Below are 22,333 nucleotides of genomic sequence, written 5' to 3' on the forward strand. Positions count from 1 at the left end.
TTTTCTTTTTGACAATTTGCTTGTAAGCGCCAGGGGCAAAGGCTATAATAAAGGTAACGACAGGACCGGCCCGCGCCGCCCCGTTCGGGTGCAGGTGCGGGCGGCAAAAAAGGAGGCCCCGCAGGATATGAAGCTTACATTTTTGGGCGCAGCCCATGAGGTCACCGGAAGCTGTTATCTGCTTCAGGCAAACGACCAGAACATCATGATCGACTGCGGCATGGAACAGGGCAAGGACATTTATGAAAATCAGCCCTTGCCGCTGGCGCCCGGCCAGGTGGACAGCCTGCTGCTCACCCACGCCCACATCGACCACTCCGGCCGCATTCCGCTGCTGGTGAAAAACGGGTATCGGGGGCCGGTGTTCGCCACCACCGCCACCAGTGAGCTGTGCAACATCATGCTGCGCGACTCCGCCCACATCCAGGAATTTGAGGCGGAATGGCGCAACCGCAAGGCCAAGCGCTCGGGCGCGGCGGAATACGAGCCCATCTACACCATGCAGGATACGGAGGCAGCGCTGAAGCTGTTTGAACCCATTGATTACGGCGAGACCTTCGATGTGGCCCCCGGCGTGAAGGGCCGGTTTGTGGATGTGGGCCATCTGCTGGGCTCGGCCAGCATAGAGCTGTGGGTCACCGAGGGTGAAGTCACCAAAAAGCTGGTTTTCTCCGGCGACATCGGCAACGACCATCAGCCCCTGCTCAAGGACCCCACCTACCTGACCGAAGCGGACTATGTGGTGATGGAATCCACCTACGGCGACCGGAGCCACGGCCCACGGCCGGACTACGTGACCGAGCTGGCGGGGGTCATTCAGGAGACCTTTGACCGGGGCGGCAATCTGGTCATCCCTAGCTTCGCGGTGGGCCGGACCCAGGAAATGCTGTATTTCCTGCGCCAGATCAAGGAGCAGAACCAGGTGAAGGGCCACGGCGACTTCACCGTTTATGTGGACAGTCCGCTGGCCGTGGAGGCCACCCACATCTTCCGGGATCAGTGGGCGGAATGCTACGACGAGGAGGCCCGGACCCTGGTGCAACAGGGGGTCAACCCCATCAGCTTCAAGGGCTTGAAGCTGGCTGTGAGCAGCGACGATTCCAAGGCCATCAACTTTGACCAGAGCCGCAAGGTGATTCTTTCTGCCAGCGGTATGTGTGAGGCGGGCCGCATCCGGCACCACCTGAAGCATAACCTGTGGCAGCCCCAGTGCACCGTGCTCTTTGTGGGCTATCAGAGTCCCGGCACCCTGGGCCGTGCACTGGTGGAAGGGGCCAAGGAGGTCCGGCTGTTCGGCGAGACCATCGAGGTGCGGGCCCAGATCAAGGTGCTGGCGGGCGTATCCGGCCACGCGGACAACGAGGGCCTGATGCGCTGGGCCGCCGCCTTCAAGGACCACAAGCCCCAGCATGTGTTTGTGACCCACGGCGAGGACACCGTCTGCGATATCTTCGCCAACCGGCTGATGGCCGAGCTGGGCTATTCCGCCAGCGCCCCCTACAACGGCGCAGTCTATGATCTGGTGAGCGGCCACTGCCTGGCCTTGGGTAACCGCAAGCGCATCGAGGAGAAGAAGGCGGGCCTGCGCAGCCAGAACCCGGTGTTCCGCCGCTTGCTGGATGCCGGTCATCGCCTGCTGAACATCATCAAGGCCAAGGAGGGCCACGCCAACAAGGAGCTGGCCCGCATGGCAAGCCAGGTGGAAGCCCTGTGCGAGAAATGGGAGGATTGATCCGAAAACTCGTAGAAAATGATTGGGAATATACGATTTGTAAATAAGACTGTATGAAAACGCCGCCCGCTTTCGGACAAAACCGAAGGCGGGCGGCGCAGTTTTGCTGTGAGGTTCTCTGGGACCCTGGGTCGGAAGCCGGGAATACACACCTCAGGCAAGCAGTTCACACAGAATGCTGTTCTGGATGATGAGACCGGCGGGGGTTAGGGTGAGCACATTGTTTTGGAATCGGGCATACCCGGCGGTCACACATTTTTCTACAAATCGCAATTGCTTTTGAGAAAACTCCACATTGTATTGTGTTTTCAAGGCGTTCAGGTCCAAGCCGCTGGTCAGACGCAGCTGCAAAAGGATGTAATCCTCCGCGCCGCAGCCCCCATCCTGCACCGGCTGGCAGTCCGGGTCCAGAAAGCCATGGGTGTCGCCGGGCCAGTAAAAGCGCTTGCCGTTCACGCAGCTGTGGGCCGCAGGGCCAAGACCCAGGTAATCCTGGCAGTTCCAGTACAACAGGTTGTGCCGTCCCTCAAAACCGGAGCGGGCAAAGTTGCTGATCTCGTATTGGGCAAAGCCGGCCTTTTCCAGCTGCTCTACACCGTAGAGATAAAAATCTGCGGCAGCGTCCTCGTCCGGCAGACCGGCGGGGGGACGCTTGCCGAAGGCGGTGCCCGGCTCAATTTTTAACAGATAGGCCGAGATGTGGGTGGCCCCGCCGGAGCCGATCAGCTCCAGGGTGGCGTCGAACTCCTCCCGCGTATACTGGGGCAGGGCCAGCATGATGTCGCCGCTGATGTTGGAAAATCCCGCCCGCCTTGCTGCCGCAAAAGCTTCCCGGCTCTGGGCGGCGGTGTGGGGGCGGCCCAGACGGGCCAGGCTCTCGTCGAAGGCGGTCTGCACCCCCAGGCTCAGCCGGTTCACTCCCGCCTGCAAAAATCCGGAGAGACTGGCTTCATCCACGGTTTCCGGGTTTGCCTCCAGCGTCACCTCCGCGCCGGGAGCAGGGGAGGCGGCAGAGATGAGCCGGGCGGCCTGCTCCGGGGTCAGAAGGCTGGGCGTGCCGCCGCCGAAATACACTGTGTCCGGATGCTCCGGTAAAAGGCCCTGTCGGCGAAAGCTGTCCATCCGGCGCACCAGCGCGTCCACATATTCCTGCGGAACGCCCCGGCTGCCGCCCTTGGAATAAAAATCGCAGTAGCGGCATTTTGCCAGGCAATAGGGGATATGAAGATAAAGACCAAAGGCCATGGAAAACGCTCCTTTTGGGGGATCTTGTCACAAAGTCATTATAAAAGATTTTGATTTTATTTACAAATACAGATATAATATACGATATAATCAGTCTTAAAGAAAGGATCTGATGATATGAATGATTACAATCAATGGAACAATTCCGGCCCTAACACCGTTTATATGAACGAAAAATTCCAGTACGAAACCCTGAGCAACTACACCGCAAAAACCTTTTTGTGGATGTTCGCAGGCCTGCTGGTCACCTTCGGCGTGTCGCTGGCGGCCTATGCAAGCAATCTGGGCTTCTACCTGCTGCGTTCCAGCTTTGCCTTCTTCGGTCTGGCGATTCTGGAAATCGTGCTGGTCATGGCGCTGGTTTCCCGCCTGCACAGCATGAGCGTGAGCTCGGCCCGGGGCCTGTTCTTCGTCTATGCGGCGGTGAACGGTCTGGTGTTCAGCTCTTACCTGTGGCTGTATGGCATGGGGGATGTGCTCATGGCCTTCGGTGCGGCCGCGTTGTACTTCGGCGTGATGGCTGCCTACGGCTACCTGACCAAGCGGGACCTGACCAGCTGGCGCACTCCGCTGATGGTTGGCCTGATCGTGCTGATGATCGTGAGCGTGATCGGCATGTTCTTCATGAGCGGGTCCAGCATCCTGTTCAGCATCCTGGGCATCGTGATCTTCTCCTGCTACACCGCTTACGACACCCAGAAGATCAAAGCGCTGTACTTTGCCTACGCGGGCAACGAGGCCATGGCAAAAAAGGCTTCCATCTACGCGGCGCTGCAGCTGTATCTGGACTTCATCAACCTGTTTTTGTACCTGCTGCGCATCTTTAGCCGCAGCCGGGACTGATTTGAATCAATGCATCCAAGCGGGAGCCAGCGGCTCCCGCTTTTTTGCGCGCAAAGAGGCGAGCAACAGGATGTTTCTTGCCCCGGAAAGCGGGCCGGTGCTATACTGAGGGCAGAAAACCGGCGAGAAAGCGGGGAAGGATTATGAGCGAACAGCATGCGGAACAAAGGGAGAACCGGCAGGATTTTGGCGGTAGACTGGCGGCCTTGCGCCGGGCGGCGGGTTTGAGCCAGCAGCAGCTGGCCGAGCAGCTGTTCGTGACCCGGCAGGCGGTGAGCCGCTGGGAGGGCAACCGCACCCAGCCGGACCTTGCCACCCTGCAGCAGCTGACCGCGGTGCTGGGCTGTAGTTTGGATGAATTGGTGGGCGGGCTGGACCCGGACGCCGCTTTCCGCCGCCGCTGTGCCTCCTGGCAGAAGACCACCCGCCTTGCCTTCTGGTTGGCACTGGCCGTTCAGCTGGGGCTGTTTGTGCTGGGCGCGATGCGGGGAACGATGGAATGGGTACTGCTGCCGGTGCTGCTGTTTCTGTGCGGAGGCAGCCTGCATCCGATGCTGGCGGTGATGATCTCCAGCGGCGATTACACCATGCTGGCGGGGTATGATCCGGACGCGGCCTATGATAGAAAAAAGCTGGAAACGCTGGTGCGTGCCATGGATCTGTGGGTCCAGCTGGCAAATCTGGGCATCAGCCTGATGGCGGTGCCCGTCGGCTTTGCCGCCAGTGGGGCGGGCTTTGTGGTACTGATCATCTCCCAGGTGGTCGGGCTGCTGGGGGCCGTGGGATGTGTTCAGTACAAATATGGCCGGGATCTGGTCACCGGATATCCCGGGCTCGGGCAAACGGGCCAGGCAGGGCGGCAGAAGGCGCGTGACATCCAGACCCAGCAGACAAAGCCGGCGCTTTGGTGGAGCGGACTGTTTGGGGCGCAATTCTTTCTGTGTCTGTTCTGCGTGGGAGTATTTCGCATTCCCAACAACAGTCCGGGCGCTGTGGCGCAGATGGCCACCATGCTGCCCGGTGTCTGCTTGGGCATCGCCTTTTTGCTGTGCCAGACGAGCCGGGCCAAACGAATGGCGGCCGAGGAGCAAAAATGGAAAATGAACAAAAGCGGAGCGGCCATGCTGCTGGGTGCGGCGGCGCTGATGGTTTTGCAGCTGCTGGCGGCTGTATTCATGCAGGGCGGCGGCAGCTGGTGACTAACTTTGTGAATTGGATGACCAATAGGAAAAACACCCCGATACCTTGTATTGGGGTGTCTCTTTTACTATAATAGAATTACATTGATTTCTGACAGATTTTCACCGGATGCGCCGCGCAGAACGCGGCGGCCGGGCAGAACAGAAAGGGGAAAAACCCAATGCCGAACCTATTGATTTTGGGCGCGGGCGGTTTTGGCCATATGGTCTATGAATCCGCCATGGCGACCCGCCAGTTCGATAAGATCGCCATGCTGGACGACGCCTGCAAGGAGAGCTGCGTCATCGGCAAGCTGGTGGACTATAAAGACTTCCGCAAGGAATACCCTTGTGCAGTGGCTGCATTCGGCAACAACAAGATGCGGCTGCACTGGGTGAAAAAGCTGCTGGAGGCCGATTTTGTGGTGCCCACCATCATCCATCCCAGCGCGGTGGTCAGCCCCAGCGCCGAGATTGGCGCGGGCAGCTTCGTGATGCAGCGCGCCGTGATCAACACCCATACCAAGCTGGGCCTGGGCTGCCTGGTGAACAGCGGCGCCATCATCGACCACGACACCGTGGTGGACGAGGGCGCGCACATCGGACTGGGCAGCGTGGTCAAGGCCAACTGCCATGTGGAGGCCCACCGCAAGGTGGAGGCGGGCGAGGTGATCTTCGCCAAGCGCCGCAAGATCGACGGCGTGGACAGCCGCATGCTGGAGGATGCACTGTATGCCTTCGGTTTCGGCAACCAGTGCAGCTATGTGCAGCCCTTCGGCGCGGGCCACATCAACGAGACCTACGCGGTGTTCATGCCCGGCGAGAACGGCGAGGAAGAGCTGAGTTATGTGCTGCAGCGCATCAACATCCACGTGTTCAAAAAGCCCCGCGAGGTAATGGAGAACATCTTCGGCGTGACCGAGTATCTGCGTCAGAGCATCCGCGCTTCCGGCGGCGACCCGGACCGGGAGACCCTGAGCTATATCAAGACCAAAGCCGGGGAAAACTATTACGAGGACACCGACGGTCTGCCCTGGCGGTGCTACAACTTCATTCCGGATTCCGTGTGCTACCAGAGCGTGGAGCGCCCGGAGCAGTTCTACCAGTCTGCACGCAGCTTCGGCCGCTTCCTCAAGCAGCTGGACGGCTATCCCGCCGACACCCTGTATGAGACCATTCCCAAGTTCCACGATACCGAGGACCGGCTGAAGAACTTTAAACAGGCGCTGCGCCGGGATGTGAAAAACCGTGCTCGCACCTGCAAGGACGAGATCCAGTTTGTGCTGGACCACGCGGCGGACTGCAGCGTGCTCATGAGCCAGCTGCGGGCGGGAACTCTGCCGCTGCGGGTCACCCACAACGACACCAAGCTGAACAACATCCTGTTTGACGAGAAGAGCGGCCAGGGCATCTGCATCATCGATCTGGATACCATCATGCCCGGCCTTGCCCTCAACGATTTCGGCGATTCCATCCGCTTCGGCGCCACCCATGCCGCCGAGGACGAGCCGGATCTGTCCAAGGTGAGCTTTGACATTGATCTGTTCGAGGCCTACACCAAGGGCTATCTGGAAACCGCGGGCGATGTGCTCACCGAAAACGAGAAGGCGAACCTGGCCTGGGGCGCCAAGATCCTGACCCTGGAATGCGGCATGCGCTTCTTGACCGACTATCTGCAGGGGGATACCTATTTCAAGACCCAGTATCCCACCCACAATCTGGTTCGGGCCCGCACCCAGTTCAAGCTGGTGCAGGATATGGAGCAGCAGTTCGAGGCCATGCAGGCCATTGTGAAGAAATACAGCTGAGCCGCACGGGACGCGGCACAAGGCAGGGCCTGCCGGCGCGGGCTCTGCCACCCTGTTTTTTGAAGGAGAAGGACCCTTGCATTCTTTTATTATCGACTGCCTTTACGGCTATGCGGATCTCGCCGTGCTGGGGCTTGCGCTTGCCTGCGTGTGGTACGCCTGGCAGACGCTGCGCCGCCCGATGGAGGCGCCCTGGTTCGGTTTGGGCAGGCAGCTGACGGTACAGCGGCAGCTGTTCGGCGGCTGGCTGGGCGGCGCGCGGCAGACGCTGGCGCCCTGGCTGTTTGCAGTGGCAGCGGCGGTCTACCAGTTCGAGATCTTTTTTGTGAACAGTCTGTACCGGGACCGTCTTCCCTGGCTGTTTGAATACGGGACCATGGCGCTGGACCACCTTGTGGCGCTCTGCCTGCTGGGGAAGATCCTGTTCTGCACCCGGTACGACGGACGGCAGCTGGCTGCCGTCTTCTGCGTGCTGTTTGTGATCCGCTGGGTGTTCATGAATAACCACGACAAGTGGATGATGATGGCACTGCTGTTCGCGCTGGCGGCCAAGGATGTGCCGCTGCGCCGGGCGCTGAAGCTGGTGTTCCCGGTGGGGGCGCTCAGCGTGGGCGTTGTGGCGCTCAGCTCGGTGACCGGTGTGATCGATACCATGCAGGAGCTGGGCACCGGCCGCTACCGGAACAGTTTCGGCTATGGATGGTACAACTTTTTCGGTGCCTGCCTGCTGGGGCTGGCGCTGATGTACGTGTGCCTGCGTGGAGCAAAGCGGCTGAAATGGTTTGACTTTGCTTTGCTGGCAGCTCTGGCACTGCTTTGTAACTTCGGACCGGACAGCCGTGCCGCCACCATGTGCCTGGCACTGCTCATTGCAGCTCTGCTGGTGGTGCGTGTCTGGCCTGGCGTGTTGCGGCCGCTGCCGGTGCGGCTGCTGCTCACGGCCGCACCGCTGCTTGCTTTCGCCGCCAGCATGGGCCTTGCCCTTGGCTGGAACCCGGAGAACCCGCTGCTGGCCCGGCTGGATGGCCTGCTCAGTACCCGGATCTCGCTGGGCTGGGAGGGCCTTACCACGATGCCCTTTGCCATTGCGGGCCAGATGCCCGGGGAGGAAATGCTGGTGGACAATGCCTACCTGCACTACTGGATTGTGGCCGGTCCGGTGGCCAGTGCGTTGATCTGGCTGGGCTTTGCCCTGCTGGTATGGCGGCTGCTCAAAGAGGGCCTGGCCGCCGAGGCGGTGTGCTGCCTGGTGATGCTCTGCCACGCCACCATGGAGACCCATGTGATGTGGGCCTGCGTGAATGTGACCATCTGGCTGCTGTGCGGAGTGATTTTCTGGCCCCGCCGCCAGCCAGGCTTTGAAAAGGAAGAGGAAAAAGAGAAAATCCATTCCAAAGGAGTCGTAACCATATGAAGCTTCTGATTGCGTCCGACCTGCACGGTTCGGCCTATTATTGTGAAAAACTGATGGAGCGCATCCAGGCCGAGCAGCCGGACCGCATCCTGCTGCTGGGTGACCTGTTGTACCACGGTCCCCGCAACGACCTGCCCGAGGGCTACGCACCCAAAAAGGTGATCCCCATGCTGAACGGCCTGAAGGAGAAGATCATCGCGGTGCGGGGCAACTGCGAGGCAGAGGTGGACCAGATGGTGCTGGAATTCCCGGTGATGGCGGATTACACCACCCTTTGGCTGGAGGAAGGCAAATGCCTGTTTGCCACCCACGGCCATAAATTTAACCCGGAGAACCTGCCCCCCATGCCCGCACACAGCGCCTTTGTGTTCGGCCATGTGCACGTGAAGCATGCCCGCTGGCGGGACGATACCCTGATTCTGAACCCGGGCAGTGTGTCCATTCCTAAGGACGGCTCCCACAGCTATATGATCTATGAAAACGGCCTGTTCACCACCAAGACCATCGACGGCCAGGTGCTGGGCAGCATTGCCTACTGAGCAGGAGGATTCCCATGAAAACCATCGCAAGCTTTACCGTCGACCACGACAAGCTGGAAAAAGGCATGTATGTCTCCCGGGTGGACGGCGACGTGATTACCTACGATATCCGCATGGTCAAGCCCAACGGGGGCGTGTATCTGCCCAGTCCCGCCATGCACACCTTCGAGCATCTGTTCGCCACCTATGTGCGCAACTCCGCCTACAGCGACCAGATCATCTATGTGGGCCCCATGGGCTGCCGCACCGGTTTTTACTTCCTCACCCGGGATGCCCTGGAAAAGGAGCAGGCCATTGCCCTGGTGCGGGAGTGCTTCGCCTTCATCGCTGGCTTCGAGGGCAAGATCCCCGGCAGCGAGCGCAAGGAGTGCGGCAACTATCTGGAGCACGACCTGCCCGGCGCCAAGGCCGTGGCGGCGGATATGTGCAAGGTGTTGGAGCACTGGACCGTGCCCATGCTGCAGTACGACTACCAGGCGTAAGCGTTTCCAAACCGCAAAATTTCAAAAGCAGCCGCGCAACAAATTGATTGCGCGGCTGCTTTTTTGCATGCTATAATAAGGCCGATCCCGCACAATTCATGCCCAAGAGCTCAGGCAAGGCTATCGCGCCAAAATTTTCCGGCGCGTTCTGCTGCCTGGAATGATTCGGGATTGATCCAACACTTGCAATGCGCGGCAGGGAACCGGCCAGCCGCGCAAAATTTTTACTCCTTGGTTAGTTTCTGCTAACCAAAAGCGTGCCGAATATCCGGCCCGTACGGATAAGACGGCACAAAACAGAATGTATCCCGGAAAAGGAGAACGATCCGATGACCAAATTCATTTCCACACTGGCTGCGGCAGTTTTGCTGGCGGCATCCCTGGCAGGCTGCGGAGTCGTGGCAGACCTTGCGGCCTCTGCTTCGCCCAAGAATAAGCAGAGCGAATCTTCGCCGGTAAACACGGCGGTTTCCGAGCCATACAGCGTGCTGCCGGTGCCGGAATCCGGTGCGGAACAGAGCGCTTCCGCCGCCGGATAAAGCCCAAAAGCCTTCGCTCGGTTTGTTGACGCAAAAGCAAAAAGCCCCGCCCCGGTGTGCAGATCTTGCACCCGGGGCGGGGCTTTGAAGTTTAAGCATGCAACGGAGGGCAAATCAGGCGGCGCTGGCCGCAGCAAACCATTCCTCGTCCACCACCAGGCAGTCGGCGGTGCTGCCCACCAGGGCATTGGTCACCAGGTCGGCGTTGTCTGCTCCGTAGGTCTCCAGATACTGGGCCTCGTAGGAGGTCTGCAGGCCCTGCAAAGCGGCCTCGATGCCGGGGAAATACAGCTTGAGCGCCTCCGGCTTGCAGTGCAGGCCGTCGTAGAACAGGCTTTCCGGCACGCCGATGCGGCTGGCATGGTAACTGCCGTACAGCGGGATGTTGTGCTTTTCGGCAAAGCTGCGCAGCCAGGGCTCCACCTCAAAGAAGCCCTCGAAGCCCTGGGGATTGTTGTAAACGTGCTTGATGATGAAGGGATGGTAGGGGGTAAGCAGGAAGACCACGTTCACGTCCTTGCTCTGCACATAGGTCACAAAACGCTCGAACAGATCGGTCCAGTAGGGGTCCATCTTGGAGAAGCCGTGCAGGCCCTCCAGCGTGCCCGCCTGGTCCAGCACCTCGGCCATCACCTGGTCGTAATCCCAGTTGCGGAAATCCGACTGATACAGTACGCTGCCGTCCGGTTCCTTCACGTTGTTGTCCAGCTTATCCCGATCGCCGGTCACCGCCTGGAAGGGGATGCTCTCGCCGTCTTCGGTGGTGGTTTCGCCGGTGGCCCGCTGCTTGAGGGCATATTTTACGTTGCCTTGGAAGTAGGCCGGGTCGATCAGAGCCTTCCACAGTTCCAGCTTGTCCGGCTCCTCGTAGTCGCTGGTCATGCCTAGGCCCTTCTGCAAAAACTCGCTGAACAGCTCGGTGTCCGCCTTTTTGTTCAGGTCGGCGGCGCCGTCGCCGTTGAACAGCCAGGGGTCCACCTCGATGATCAGATTCTTGGGCAGCTTGCCCTCCTTGTCCAGCAGATAGAAGCAGTTCATGATGTCCATGGCGGAGGCGCCGCTCAGACCCATGTTGAAAAAGCTGCCGCCCACCAGCTCCTGCCGCAGCTGCAGCACCCGGCTGGAGCCCAGGGCCACGGTGTCCGGCACCTGTTCCTCGGGCAGATTCTGCACATACAGCTTCAGCACCGCACGCTCGTCCATCTTGTCGTAGTTGGATACGGTGTCGCCTGCCAGCAGCATGTTGGCCACCTCGCGGGGGGCAAGCTCGCCCTGGAACAGGCCGCTGATGTCCACCTTATGGCTGAACCAGACCATGAACAGCAGGATGGGAATAAAAAAGCTGAATTTGATCAGAATCTCCAGCCCGGTAAAAAAGCGGTACAGCAAGGTGCGCACGAGACTGCGCTTTTTTTTGCGCTTTGGTTGATTGGTCAAGATCGCCGCACCTCCTTAGAATTGCTGATAGATATAGGCCGACTGGCCGAATACGCCAAAGAACAGCAGCAGCAGGCAGAGACCGTAATACAGCGGCCAGCGCACCCAGGCCCGCTGGGTACGAATCCACTGGGCCACCGGGCCGCGGGCCTCGATCAGCTCCACCACCAGGCTGCTGGCCACCAGCATGAGTACCGTTGTGCCGCCCAGGCCCAGCGCCGCAAAGCCGCTGGCCAGCTGGGCGAGGCCCGCCTTGCCCCAGTCGGTGAACAGGCCGGCGAACACCGTGCCCGCCTTGCCGCCGTACAGATCGGCCGCGAAGAAGACGATGCAGGCGGTGAACAAAAGATACACGCAGCACCGCTGAATGAATCCCTGCAGATGGGGGATCTGATACAGCGGGTTCTTCTTGGCCAGCTTGCGGCGCTTTTTGGCGGTGGCCTTGCCCACCACCATGAACAGGCCGTTCAAAACGCCCCAGATCACATAACCCAGGCTTGCGCCGTGCCACAGGCCGCTGATGGGGAAGATGATGAAGATGTTGAACCAGCCCTGCAGCTTGCCCAGAATGCCCTCCGCGCCCCGGTTATAGAAGGAGAGGGGGGTGAAGATGTAATCCTTAAACCAGTTGGTCAGGCTCATGTGCCACCGGTTCCACAGCTCGGTGTAAGTCTTGGCGGCAAAGGGACGGTTGAAGTTTTCCAGAAGATCGAAGCCCAGCATCCGGCCCGCGCCGATGGCGATGTCGCAGCAGCCGGAGAAGTCCATGTAGATCTGATAGCTGAACAGCAGGCTGGCCGCCAGCAGATAGGGGCCGGTGTGCTTGTCCGGCGCGGAGTAGACCGCCCGCACGAATACGCCGATGTTGTCGGCGATGACCATCTTTTTCACATAGCCCCACAGCACCCGGAACAAACCGCCCGCCACCCGGTCATAGTCGAACCGGCGGGGATGGTCGAACTGGGCCATCAGGTGCTCCTTGCGCTCGATGGGACCGGTGAAGATGCAGGGGAAGAAGCTCACGAACAGCGCGTATTTCAGCGGATTGCGCTCGGCCTTGGTCTGGTGCAGGTATACGTCGATCACGTAGCCCAGGCTCTGGAAGGTGAAGTAGGAAAGGCCCAGCGGCGCAATCAGGTCCAGATGGGGCGCTTCGCCGCCGAACAGACCGGTGATCCCGCCCAGCAGTTCGCCGAAGAAGTTGAAGTATTTGAAGAAGAACAGAAACCCGCAGCATACCGCCAACGAGACCACCAGAAACAGACGCCGGGTGGCCTGCTGGGGAACGCTGTCCATGGCCAGGGCGCACACCCAGGTCACCACGGTCACGCTGATCAGGATGAACACCAGCCGGGCATTTTCCGGCTTATACAGATAAAAAGCGTAGCTGGCCAGCAGCCAGAGATAGGGCTTTACCGGGCGGGGCACACAGTAGGTGAGCACCGCCACCCCCGCAAAAAAGCCCAGAAAGACCAATGTGTTAAAATCCATGCACACACCTCACACCGAAATCGTTGAATCGAAGGGATTGCCCCGGGAACTAGGAGCCCAGCTCCTGCTGCCGCTGAATGAAGGTGCCCCGGTCCAGATAGGGAGTGGAAGCCGGATCGAACCCCCAGCGCTCCAGTTCCGCATCGCTCTGTGCGTCCGGGGATTTGAACACCACATACTCATATTCCTCAAAGGCGGCGGCCAGATAGGGGCCGTCGTCCCGAAGCTGCCAAAGAGCCGCGTGATCTGTGTTGAACACATAACGGGCCACCATCAGGCCCGACCAGCCGTCCACCGGGGAGCCGTTGGTGTAGAACAGGTAGCTGGCCCCTTCCGGCAGGCCGTATTCATCCCGCAGCTCGATCCAGGGGGCTTGCTCCTCGTTGTTCTGGTAATCCTGCTTGCTGTAAAGGCAGCGCAGGGAATAGGGCTGAAAGACGATCAGCGCGAACAGGCAGCAGGCAAGAATGGCGCCGCCCGCCCAGGGGCGCGCCTTGTGCCCCTGCAGGTGCCAGAGCAGCGCCAGCAGCATAAGTCCGGCGATGGCGGCGCAGAAGCACACGATGTAGCGGGGAAGACTGGCCAGAACCAGCATCTCCTCCCGGCTCATGGATAGCAAATAGGTCAGATATAGTGTGAACAGATAAAAGGCAAGAACGCCCAGGCTGCTGCCCGCATAGAGCAGGGCGCGCTTTTTTTCGATGCGGCCCATTGCCAGCAAAAGCAGAGGAACCGCAGCGCACAGAGCGGCGGTGATCCAGAAAAAGGCCACGCCGCTGTAGCCCGGGTGCAGCCAGTAGCTGAAAAAGCTGCGCTGAAAGGCGGCGATGTCCGCGGTGCTCTTTTCGCTGATCTGCTGGGCGTAATTCTCCACCGAAACCGAATGCTTGGAAACGGTTTCGCCGTATACCAGCTGGATGCGCAGCAGCCAAAGCGCCCATACGCCGATGGGGGCAAGGGTCAGCAGCCCGCTCCAGATCCACTGCACCTTGCGGGAAAAGCCGCTGTGCCAGACCATCCACAGGGCCAGGGCAAGACCGATGACCGCAAACATGAGCCCGCTGTTTTTGACCAGGGTGGTGAAGCAGAGCAGCGCCAGCGCGCCCGTCAGGCCGCCGGCCGGATTCGCTTCACAGGAGGCGAGAAGCACGGCGGCGGTGGCCAGCACCAGCAGGCTGAACAGGTAGTCCACCATCAGGCTTCCGCAGCCGTTGAACTGCAAAAAGGAAAAGACGCCGTAGGCAACCAGAGCGGCCCCCACCGCTAAGGATTTGCGGCACAGCGGGATCAGGGCCAGGATGCAGGCCATGTTCAGAATGATGTGGGCAAACAGCATGGTGCCGTCCGAGGTGCCCAGCAGATCGCACACCAGCTTGATCCAGACGGCAGTCCCCGGCGGATAGCTCACATATTCCACCGCGGTGTTGGCAGCGGTGGGGAAGGCGTTGTGGGTCAGGATGCTCTTGGCGACGATGGCCCAATGGGCAAAATTGTCGTGCCCTTCCACGGCGGCGCCGCGCAAAAGCAGCATGAACCAGCCGCACACCAGGCCGAAGCCGATCATGGGCAGGGTGACAAAGCGCCGCAGCAGCTTGGGCCCCTGCCGGAAAAGCGTCCACAGGCCCAGCAGGATTCCGCCGCCGTACAAAACCGGCTGGATCAGTCCGAACAGGTTCACCAGTCCGAACAGATAGGTGACCACCGAAAGGGCGCACATGGAGACCACCGGCGTTTGCTCCGCCGGAATCCGCAGTCGGTGGAACAGCCAGAGACACCAGCCCAGGAAAAAGCCGGCAAATAAAAAAAGATGGAGCAGCAATGCCATCATGAAATGTATCAATCCTTTTGCGGGCTGCCGGGCCCCGGCCTAAACCGGGGCCCGGCAGCCGCGCGTGTTGTTTGTATCAAAACAGACGAAGAGACTCGGCACTTCGTTACCGGCCGGTGTGGCGCAGCTGTTCCTCCAGCTGGCGCACCCGATGCTCCAGCATGGCGTTCGTCTGGGTCAGGCGCTTGAGCCGTTCGTTGTACTCGCTGACCACCGCGCACAGGATGAGCAGCACCAGCAGCACAAAGCAAAACAGCATGATGAACACCATGTTGGAGACCACCTCCACCTGCACCAGGCTGCGCAGGATCTTGGCGGCCTCCGGCCAGACGGCCAGCACCAGCATGCCTGCGCCGAGCCCCAGCCAGGGCAGGCTGAACCGGACGCTGAGCCGGCCGTTCTTGACCATCACAAAAATGAGAACCAAAAATACAAGATCGCCCACCAAAAGCAGGCTTTGGAATACCGGGCTCATCCTTTTCCTCCTTTTTGAATGGCGCTCAGCCGGTGGATGATGAGTGCCAGGCTGACCTTGATCATGTAGTACACGCTCTTGAAGGCCCGGATGGACGACACGCCGCCCTGGCGCTCCTCCATGACCACCGGCACCTCGCCCACCTTGTAGCCGTTGCAGATGGCCGTTACAATGGCCTCCGGCTCCGGGTAGTCCTGGGCGTAGTGCTTTGCGAAGAGCGCGGTCATCCGCTTGCCGCAGGCCCGGTAGCCGCTGGTCACGTCCAGCACCCGCTGGCCGGTGAGCAGCCGGATCATGAAGCTCAAAAAGCGGATGCCAACCCGGCGCATGAAGCTGGTCTGGAAGCCCTCCTTTTTGATGAAACGGCTGCCGATGCACATGTCCAGCTTGCCCTCGGCCACGGGGCGGATCACGTCGTACAGATATTGGGGGTCGTGCTGGCCGTCACCGTCCATCTGAACGGTGATGTCGTAGTCGTTGGCCGTGGCGTACAGATAACCGCTCTGCACGCCGCCGCCGATGCCCAGATTCAGTGGTAGATCCAGGTAGTTGTAGCCGTTTTCCCGCAGGATGCGGGCGCTGTCGTCGGTGGAGCAGTCGTTCACCACCAGGTAGTCCACATCCGGGCAGGCGGCTTTCAGCCGCTGCACCACCCGGCAGATGTTCTCTGCTTCGTTGTAGCAGGGAATGATCACGAGTACCTTCAAGGGATTCACCTCAAACGTTTGTTTTTTCGCCTGGAATCAAAAACGCTTCCAGCTGGTCCAGCACCGCCCGGCGGCGGTAGTTCGCCTGATACCAGGCAAAGGCCTTCTGCCCAAGCGCGGAGCGTTCTGCCTCATCGGCCTGATACAGCGCCAGCATGTTGTTCGCCAGCGCGTCCGAATCCTCGGCGGGGCTGGCAAAGCCGCACCCGGCGGCCTCCACCGCCCGGGCGCCCTCGCCGTCCATGCTTGCCAGCAGCGGCTTTGCCGCCGCCATATAGCTGGCGATCTTGGCGGGCACCGTCATGCCCAGGTCCGGGCTGGCGCTCAACGAGGCCACAAGCCCGTGGGCCAGGGTGGTGTAGCGGGACACGTCCGACGGGGGTACGCTACCGGTGAACACCACTGTATCCCGGGCGTTCAGCTCGTCGGTCAGTGCTTCCAGCGCATCCCGGCTCATGCCGTCGCCCACCATCAGAAGGCGCAGATCCTCTGCGCCCATGCTCCGGGCCTTCACCGCGGCTTTGATCACCGTGTCCAGGCTCTGAGCCGGGCTGAAATTGCCGGTGAACACCAGGTTGAACCGGCCGGCATACTGGGCCGCCAGTTCTTCGTCCGGCTGGGGGACGGCATAAAAATCCTCGCAGTGCTGGGGAATCACCGCCACCCGGTCCCCACCCTTGCCGGTGCGCTCCATCAGCCGCTCCTTCAAAGAAGGGCTCATGGCGATGAGCTGCTCCGCCCGCTTGTAGTGCCAGTCGCTCACCGCGCTGGCAATGCGGCGCAGCAGACCGTTTTTCACCGGCAGCACGCTGTACAGGTTTTCCGGCCAGATATCCAGCACGTAGCTGGTGAAGGGGATGCGGTGCAGCTTGGCATACACAATCGCCGGGAAGTTCATCAGCACCGGGCTGGTGTTGTAGCACAGAACTGCATCATAGGGGCCCTTTAGCCGCCACAGGCTGAACAGCGCAAAGAAGGGCCAGCTCACGTAATTCAAAAAGATCATGGCCCCGGAATTGCCCTTGCGGGGAATCTCCCCGGCCCGGAACACCCGCGCACCCTTGTATTCCTCCCGGCGGGGGCCGGTGTATTTGTAACCGGAAAACCACTCGCCCTTGGGATAGTTGGGCAGGCCGCACAGCACGTCCACTTCCAGGCCGTCCTCAACAAAGCCCTCCACAATGTCGTTGATGCGGAAGGGCTCCGGCCAGAAGTGCTGGCTCACCACTAAAATTCGTTTCACCGTGTAAACGCTCCTGTTTTGTGGGGCGGCTTTAGTATTTGCGCCACACCATCTTGTTGACCACGCCCACGTAGCTCTGGATGATCTTGACCACCTTGGTGGACACATCCTCCACATAGTTGGGCACGGGAATACCGATGTCGCCGTTGTAGTTCATAGCCACGGCGGTTTCCACCGCCTGCTCCACGCCGCCGGCGGTGATGCCCGCCAGGATGAAGCAGCCCTTGTCCAGCGCCTCGGGGCGCTCGGTGGAGGTGCGGATGCACACCGCCGGGAAGGACTTGCCGATGCTGGTGAAGAAGCTGGATTCCTCGGGCAGGGTGCCGGAGTCACTCACCACGCAGTAGGCGTTCATCTGCAGATGGTTGTAGTCGTGGAAACCCAGAGGCTCGTGCAGCCGCACCCGCTCGTCCAGCTTGAAGCCCATGGCCTCCAGCCGCTTGCGGCTGCGGGGATGGCAGGAATAGAGGATGGGCATGTTGTATTTTTCCGCCAGCGCGTTGATGGAAGTGAACAGGGCCACGAAGTTTTTCTCGGTGTCGATGTTCTCCTCCCGGTGGGCGCTGAGCAGCATGTACTTGTGGGGCTCCAGACCCAGGCGCTCCAGCACGTCGGAGGCCTCGATCTGCTCCAGGTTGGCGCGCAGCACCTCGGCCATGGGGCTGCCGGTCACATAGGTGCGCTCCTTGGCGGTGCCTTCGGCGTTCAGGTAGCGGCGGGCATGCTCGGAGTAGCACAGGTTCACGTCCGCGATGTGGTCCACGATGCGGCGGTTGGTCTCCTCGGGCAGGCACTCGTCAAAGCACCGGTTGCCCGCTTCCATGTGGAAGATGGGGATGTGCAGCCGCTTGGCGGAAATGGCGGACAGGCAGCTGTTGGTGTCGCCCAGAATCAGCAGGGCGTCCGGCTTCAGCTCCACCATCAGCTTGTAGCTCTTGGCGATGATGTTGCCGATGGTCTCGCCCAGATCCTCGCCCACCGCGTTCAGGTAGTGGTCCGGCGCCCGCAGGCCCAGGTCCTCAAAGAAGATGCCGTTCAGGGTGTAGTCATAGTTCTGGCCGGTGTGCACCAGGATCTGGTCGAAGTATTTGTCGCATTTTTTGATCACGGCGGCAAGGCGGATGATCTCCGGCCGGGTGCCCACGATGGTCATCAGTTTCAGTTTGCTCATAAAAAGCGCTCTCCTTTATGAAGAATCAGACGGGCAGGAAGAAGGTATCCGGGTGGTCCGGGTCAAAGACCTCGTTGGCCCACATCACGGTGACCATATCATCCTCGCCCACGTTTTCGATGTTGTGGGTGTAGCCGGTGGGAATGTCCACCACCTCCAGCTTGTCGCCGGACACATGGTATTCAATGACCTCGGTGCTGTCCAGCGCACGGAAGCGGATCACGCCGGTGCCCTTCACCACCAGGAACTTCTCGTTCTTGGAATGGTGCCAGTGATTGCCCTTCACGATGCCGGGCTTCGAGATGTTGATGCTCACCTGGCCGTGGGCCGGGGTGTGCAGAAATTCCGTGAAGCTGCCCCGGTTGTCGCAGTGCATGTTCAGCGGGTAGGAGAATCGGTCGGCGGGCAGGTAGGACAGCCAGGTGGAGTAGAGCTTCTGCTCCAGGCTGCCGGGAGTCTGGTCCGGCACGTCCAGGGTCTCGCGGTTTTTGGCAAAGCCCTCGATGGTCTCGGCCAGATGACCCAGAGTGGTCTCGTGTACCACCGGAATCACGCAGTAGTCGCCCTCGCGGGTGCAATTGCCGTCCAGCGCGGCCACAAAGCTGGCCACCACGTCGTCGATGTAAACCAGGGGCAGCCGGTATTCCGGGTCCCGAACCGAGAGGGACAGGCCATTGGCGGAGTTGTGGCAGAAGGTGGCCACCACGCTGTTGTAGTTGGGGCGGCACCACTTGCCGAACACGCCGGGCAGCCGGAACACGTATACCGGCGCGCCGGTGGCTTTGCCATGGGCAAAGATGGCCTGTTCGGCCTGGGCCTTGCTCTTTCCGTAGTCGTTGTCCAGCGCGGCCTGGGTGCTGGAGGTCACCAGCACCGGGGCCTTGTTGCCCGCCTTGTCCAGCAGGCTGAGCAGGGTCTCAGTGAGGCCCGCGTTGCCCGCGTAGAATTCGCTGGGGTCCTTGGGCCGGTTGATGCCCGCCAGATGATACACAAAGCCCGCACGGGCGGCATATTCCGCCAGAGTCTCGGGGGGATCGTCCCGCTCAAAGAGCATCAGATCGGTGTAACCGGCGGTTTTCAGGGTGGCCACCAGGTTTTTGCCGATGAAGCCGCCCGCGCCGGTGATGAGGATAGGGGTATTCAGATCCATTGCAATGGCTTCCTTTTCCGTTTATTTGTTCCAGCCTTCCAGAGCCTCGCGCACGTAGTCGGTGGTCAGGATCTTCTCCACGGTCTCGTCCACGTTCAGGCGGCGGGTGTTGTGGCTGGTGTAAGCCTCGTCGGCCTCAGTGTGCACCTGACCCTGGACCACGAACTTGTCGTAGTTCAGGTCGCGGCCGTCGGCGGACACGCGGTAGTAGCCGCCCATGTCCTCGCTGCGGATGCGCTCCTCCTTGGTCATCAGGGTCTCATACAGCTTCTCGCCGTGGCGGGTGCCGATGATCTGGGTGCCGGTGTCGCCAAACAGCTTCTGCACGGCCTTGGCCAGATCGCCAATGGTGGAGGCGTCGCTCTTCTGCACGAACAGGTCGCCCGGGTTGGCATGCTCAAAGGCAAACTGCACCAGGTCCACCGCCTCGTCCAGGTTCATCAGGAAGCGGGTCATGTCCGGGTCGGTGATGGTGATGGGCTTGCCGGCCTTGATCTGGTCGATGAACAGGGGAATCACGCTGCCGCGGCTGCACATCACGTTGCCGTAACGGGTACAGCAGATGGTGGTGTCCTCCGCCTTCACGGTGCGGGCCTTGGCGCCAATCACCTTTTCCATCATGGCCTTGGAGATGCCCATGGCGTTGATGGGGTAGGCGGCCTTGTCGGTGGACAGGCAGACCACCTTCTTCACGCCCGCGTCAATGGCGGCGGTGAGCACGTTGTCGGTGCCGACCACGTTGGTGCGCACGGCCTCCATGGGGAAAAACTCACAGCTGGGCACCTGCTTTAAGGCAGCGGCATGGAAGATGTAGTCCACGCCCCGCACCGCGCTGCGCACGCTGTCGATCTCGCGCACGTCGCCGATGTAAAAGCGCAGCTTGCCCGCCAGCTCGGGGTGCTTCTGCTGGATCTCGTGGCGCATGTCGTCCTGCTTTTTCTCATCGCGGGAGAAGATGCGGATCTCGCCGATGTCGCTGGCCAGGAAGTGCTTGAGCACCGTGTTGCCGAAGCTGCCGGTGCCGCCGGTGATCAAAAGAGTTTTGTTGGTGAAGTAACTGTTTGCCATAAAAAGGCCTCCGTTCTGTTCCTATTGCAAGCCGCGCGGGGCAAAATGCTCATATACGTTATAAGGATACCATAAATATGCCTGTTTTCCAAGTATTTCGACCTGCTTTGACCGGGGACGGGTCAAGCGGGCACTTTTTATTTTGTCCGCTTTGTGCTAGAATAAAAGGCAGCTTACAAGGCAGCCTACGGCCCCCGCGGCGGGGCAGTGGCCGCAAAAGAAAGGACGTGTAATCATGCGCGCGTATGAACGCTTTTTGAAGTATGTGACCATCTATACCACCTCCGACGAGGAGAGCACCAGCCATCCCAGCACTGCCCGCCAGTTCGATCTGGCCCACCTGCTGGTGGAGCAGCTGAAGGAGCTGGGCGTGGCCGACGCTGCGGTAGATGAAAAGTGCTATGTGTACGGCACTCTGCCCGCCACCCCCGGCTATGAGGAAAAGCCCGCTCTGGGCTTTGTGTCCCACATGGACACCGCCCCCGCCGCTCCTGGCGAGAACGTGAAGCCCCAGGTGTTTGAAAACTACGACGGCGGCAACGTGCTGTTTGCCGGTACCGGTGAGTACATGACCGTGGAGAAATTCCCCGAGCTGGCCAACTGGAAGGGCCAGACCCTGATCACCGCCGACGGCACCACCCTGCTGGGCGCGGACGACAAGGCCGGCATCGCCGAGATCATGACCGCGGTGGAGCGCATTCAGAAGGAGAACATCCCTCACGGCAAGCTCTGCATCGGCTTCACCCCGGACGAAGAGGTGGGCCAGGGCGCCGACTTCTTTGACGTGGACCGCTTTGGCGCCAAATTCGCCTACACGGTGGACGGCGGCGACGTGGGCGAGCTGGAGTACCAGAACTTCAACGCCGCCGACGCGGTGGTCACCGTGCACGGCTTCTCGGTGCATCCCGGCAGCGCCAAGGACCTGATGAAGAACGCCCAGACCATCGCGCTGGAGTTCGCCGCTGCTCTGCCCGCCGGAGAGGTGCCCGAGCACACCGAGGGCTTTGAGGGCTTCTTCCACCTGTACCAGATGAGCGGCGATGTGACCACCGCCAAGCTGCACTACATCATCCGCGACCACGACGGCGAAAAGTTTGCTGCCCGCAAAACCCTGATGGAAAAAATCACCGCCCGCCTGAACGCCGAGCACGGCGAGGGCACCGTAGTGCTGGAAATGAAGGACAGCTACTACAATATGGAAGAGAAGGTAAAGCCCCACTTCCACCTGATCGAGAACGCGGAGAAGGCCATCCGCGAGGCCGGTCTCGAGGCCCGCATCGTGCCCATCCGCGGCGGCACCGACGGCGCGCGCCTGTCCTTCATGGGACTGCCCTGCCCCAACCTGGGCACCGGCGGCTTCAACTTCCACGGTCCCTGCGAGTACATCACCGCCGAGAAGATGGACAAGAGCGTGGAGATCATCCTGAACATCATTTCCATCTACGCCCAGCAGTAAAAGCTGCCCCGGCGGGGTGAAGGATTCCGCAAAAAAGCCTGCCTTTTCCCAAGGCAGGCTTTTTTGTGCGCGGATGGCTTTACAACACCGCGGGAGCGTGCGATACTGAAGGTGACCCCCAAGCACAGAAAAGGAGGAAAAGATATGAAGGATACCCGAACGCTGCTGCAGCGGCTTACCTGGACCTGGCGCAAATGCCTGGTGTTTGAAAGCTACCGGCTGGACACTATGAGCCAGGCCCGGCAGATTCTTGCGGAGAATTTCATCTTCTATACCGAAGAGTGGCTGAACCGGGACTATCATGACCGGTATTTTTACTCCCGTTCGGTGGATAACACTCGATATGAGCTGTATGTGGACAAAAAGGACTTTGCGGTGGCCATGGATCTGCTGGAAACCAACGGCCTTAACGGAATATGAGAGAAAACGGACGGTTTCGGTTGACAAAGCGCCCCGGCGGGTGTATGGTTGAAAACGACTGCCCGGCCGGTTTGCGGTAAGTTTTGCCGGGCAGTAAAACAGAGGAA

The 22,333-nt window shown here is 60.4% G+C and carries 20 protein-coding genes; 10 read left to right on the forward strand and 10 right to left on the reverse strand.

What is annotated here, in order from left to right; all coding sequences use genetic code 11:
• Positions 1-127: 127 nt before the first annotated feature.
• Positions 128-1,732, forward strand: a complete 1,605-nt coding sequence (locus B5G03_RS10300) for an MBL fold metallo-hydrolase RNA specificity domain-containing protein (protein ID WP_087181616.1) — start codon at positions 128-130, stop codon at positions 1,730-1,732.
• A 153-nt stretch (positions 1,733-1,885) separates the two neighbouring features.
• Here the strand turns inward: B5G03_RS10300 and hemW are convergent, their stop codons facing one another.
• Complete coding sequence (gene hemW / locus B5G03_RS10305) at positions 1,886-2,977, reverse strand: radical SAM family heme chaperone HemW (RefSeq protein ID WP_087181617.1); 1,092 nt, start codon at positions 2,975-2,977, stop codon at positions 1,886-1,888.
• Positions 2,978-3,094: 117 nt separating this feature from the next.
• On the opposite strand from hemW, the gene B5G03_RS10310 reads away from it, so the two are divergent.
• From B5G03_RS10310 to B5G03_RS10340, 7 genes are all read left to right on the forward strand, one after another.
• The gene (locus tag B5G03_RS10310; protein ID WP_242962398.1) at positions 3,095-3,820 is read left to right on the forward strand and encodes a Bax inhibitor-1/YccA family protein; all 726 of its coding nucleotides are present in this window, start codon (positions 3,095-3,097) and stop codon (positions 3,818-3,820) included.
• A gap of 143 nt (positions 3,821-3,963) precedes the next feature.
• On the forward strand, positions 3,964-5,019 hold the full coding sequence (locus tag B5G03_RS10315) for a helix-turn-helix domain-containing protein (RefSeq protein ID WP_087181618.1): 1,056 nt from the start codon (positions 3,964-3,966) through the stop codon (positions 5,017-5,019).
• Positions 5,020-5,180: 161 nt separating this feature from the next.
• Entirely contained in the window at positions 5,181-6,806 is a 1,626-nt protein-coding gene (locus B5G03_RS10320; protein WP_087181619.1) for a phosphotransferase, read from the forward strand.
• Positions 6,807-6,882: 76 nt separating this feature from the next.
• Complete coding sequence (locus tag B5G03_RS10325) at positions 6,883-8,220, forward strand: hypothetical protein (protein WP_087181620.1); 1,338 nt, start codon at positions 6,883-6,885, stop codon at positions 8,218-8,220.
• Positions 8,217-8,759 carry a phosphodiesterase gene (yfcE, locus tag B5G03_RS10330; protein ID WP_087181621.1) on the forward strand — a complete coding sequence of 181 codons (543 nt, stop codon included), beginning with the start codon at positions 8,217-8,219 and terminating at the stop codon, positions 8,757-8,759. The genes B5G03_RS10325 and yfcE overlap by 4 nt, the downstream gene beginning before the upstream one ends.
• Positions 8,760-8,773: 14 nt before the next feature.
• Positions 8,774-9,241: an S-ribosylhomocysteine lyase gene (locus B5G03_RS10335; RefSeq protein WP_087181622.1), complete on the forward strand. Its 468-nt coding sequence runs from the start codon at positions 8,774-8,776 to the stop codon at positions 9,239-9,241.
• Between the two features lie 329 nt (positions 9,242-9,570).
• Entirely contained in the window at positions 9,571-9,780 is a 210-nt protein-coding gene (locus B5G03_RS10340) for a hypothetical protein (RefSeq protein ID WP_087181623.1), read from the forward strand.
• A gap of 114 nt (positions 9,781-9,894) precedes the next feature.
• On the opposite strand, the gene B5G03_RS10345 is transcribed toward B5G03_RS10340, so the two are convergent.
• From B5G03_RS10345 to B5G03_RS10385, 9 genes are all read right to left on the reverse strand, one after another.
• Positions 9,895-11,217 (reverse strand): hypothetical protein, encoded by a 1,323-nt coding sequence (locus tag B5G03_RS10345; RefSeq protein ID WP_087181624.1) that lies wholly within the window; start codon positions 11,215-11,217, stop codon positions 9,895-9,897.
• A gap of 15 nt (positions 11,218-11,232) precedes the next feature.
• On the reverse strand, positions 11,233-12,708 hold the full coding sequence (locus tag B5G03_RS10350) for an MBOAT family O-acyltransferase (RefSeq protein WP_087181625.1): 1,476 nt from the start codon (positions 12,706-12,708) through the stop codon (positions 11,233-11,235).
• Between the two features lie 49 nt (positions 12,709-12,757).
• The gene (locus tag B5G03_RS10355) at positions 12,758-14,536 is read right to left on the reverse strand and encodes a hypothetical protein (RefSeq protein WP_087181626.1); all 1,779 of its coding nucleotides are present in this window, start codon (positions 14,534-14,536) and stop codon (positions 12,758-12,760) included.
• Positions 14,537-14,642: 106 nt separating this feature from the next.
• On the reverse strand, positions 14,643-15,011 hold the full coding sequence (locus tag B5G03_RS10360) for a DUF2304 domain-containing protein (RefSeq protein WP_087181627.1): 369 nt from the start codon (positions 15,009-15,011) through the stop codon (positions 14,643-14,645).
• Positions 15,008-15,718: a glycosyltransferase family 2 protein gene (locus B5G03_RS10365; RefSeq protein ID WP_087181628.1), complete on the reverse strand. Its 711-nt coding sequence runs from the start codon at positions 15,716-15,718 to the stop codon at positions 15,008-15,010. Before B5G03_RS10365 ends, B5G03_RS10360 begins: the two co-directional genes overlap by 4 nt.
• Before the next feature lie 10 nt (positions 15,719-15,728).
• The gene (locus B5G03_RS10370; RefSeq protein ID WP_242962399.1) at positions 15,729-16,961 is read right to left on the reverse strand and encodes a glycosyltransferase family 4 protein; all 1,233 of its coding nucleotides are present in this window, start codon (positions 16,959-16,961) and stop codon (positions 15,729-15,731) included.
• Between the two features lie 31 nt (positions 16,962-16,992).
• The gene (gene wecB, locus B5G03_RS10375; protein WP_087181630.1) at positions 16,993-18,132 is read right to left on the reverse strand and encodes a non-hydrolyzing UDP-N-acetylglucosamine 2-epimerase; all 1,140 of its coding nucleotides are present in this window, start codon (positions 18,130-18,132) and stop codon (positions 16,993-16,995) included.
• Between the two features lie 25 nt (positions 18,133-18,157).
• Positions 18,158-19,282 carry a polysaccharide biosynthesis C-terminal domain-containing protein gene (locus B5G03_RS10380; protein ID WP_087181631.1) on the reverse strand — a complete coding sequence of 375 codons (1,125 nt, stop codon included), beginning with the start codon at positions 19,280-19,282 and terminating at the stop codon, positions 18,158-18,160.
• Between the two features lie 21 nt (positions 19,283-19,303).
• The gene (locus B5G03_RS10385; RefSeq protein ID WP_087181632.1) at positions 19,304-20,350 is read right to left on the reverse strand and encodes a polysaccharide biosynthesis protein; all 1,047 of its coding nucleotides are present in this window, start codon (positions 20,348-20,350) and stop codon (positions 19,304-19,306) included.
• A 235-nt stretch (positions 20,351-20,585) separates the two neighbouring features.
• Between B5G03_RS10385 and pepT the strand changes: the two genes are divergently transcribed.
• A complete protein-coding gene (gene pepT, locus B5G03_RS10390) occupies positions 20,586-21,806 on the forward strand; it encodes a peptidase T (protein ID WP_087181633.1) in 1,221 nt (406 codons plus the stop codon).
• A 144-nt stretch (positions 21,807-21,950) separates the two neighbouring features.
• A complete protein-coding gene (locus B5G03_RS10395; RefSeq protein WP_087181634.1) occupies positions 21,951-22,226 on the forward strand; it encodes a hypothetical protein in 276 nt (91 codons plus the stop codon).
• The last annotated feature ends 107 nt before the right edge of the window (positions 22,227-22,333 follow it).

Source organism: Gemmiger sp. An50 (genome assembly GCF_002161595.1).
Taxonomy (GTDB): domain Bacteria; phylum Bacillota; class Clostridia; order Oscillospirales; family Ruminococcaceae; genus Allofournierella.